A 723-nucleotide genomic window follows, 5' to 3' on the forward strand; every position below is an offset into this window, starting at 1 on the left:
CCAGGCACGGGTTGGTAGTAGCGATTGAGCGACTTCAAGTCGCGATGGCCCGTGACCCGGGTCAGTTCAATCGGGTTCAGATAGCGGGCCAGACGCGATGTTGCTTCATGGCGCAAATCATGAAAGGTCAGGTCCTGAATTGCTGCTTGCCGGGTCATGCGACCGAACAGGACAGAAAAGATTTTTCTCTCTTCCACCGAAAAGACGACGTCTTTTCGGTCAGGCACCTTTTCCATGGTGGCACGCTTTTCCATGAGAACGCGTTGTGCACCCTTGGTCATGGGGCGGATTTCGGGACCGAGCTCTTCTCTATGCCGGTCACTCTTCACACGGGCGAGGGAAATGGTCTGTCTGCGGAAGTCGATATCCTGCCAGCGCAGACTGAGGGATTCCCCCAGACGGCAGCCTTGCTCGATTGACCACCTGATGAGCCACACTACATCAGGGTAGTGCCTGAAAACCCCGTCGGGCCGAGAAGCAGCTCGCAGAAGTTCGGCTTCTTCGCCATCCTTTAATCTCCGGTTTCTCTTGCGATCCGCTCCCTCGGGCCGTTTGGTCCGTTTGGCAGATGCATGATTGAGGATGGTCGTGTCCCACTCCGAGTTGGCGTATTCGACGCGGATTTCTCACACTTGAGGCAATTTCGGGTCATTTTGTAGAATTCAGTCATCCCACAGGAGCCCGATCTGGAATATTGACGATATTCTGCTTCTGGCGGCGGGT

1 protein-coding gene is annotated in these 723 nt (G+C 55.3%); it reads right to left on the minus strand.

The features are described 5' to 3' along the window. On the minus strand, positions 1-437 hold a 437-nt coding region (locus tag GOB86_RS16280), incomplete at its 3' end, for a site-specific integrase (RefSeq protein ID WP_338421544.1). Positions 438-723 lie beyond the last annotated feature (286 nt).

It is taken from the genome of Acetobacter lambici, assembly GCF_011516885.1.
Lineage (GTDB): Bacteria > Pseudomonadota > Alphaproteobacteria > Acetobacterales > Acetobacteraceae > Acetobacter > Acetobacter lambici.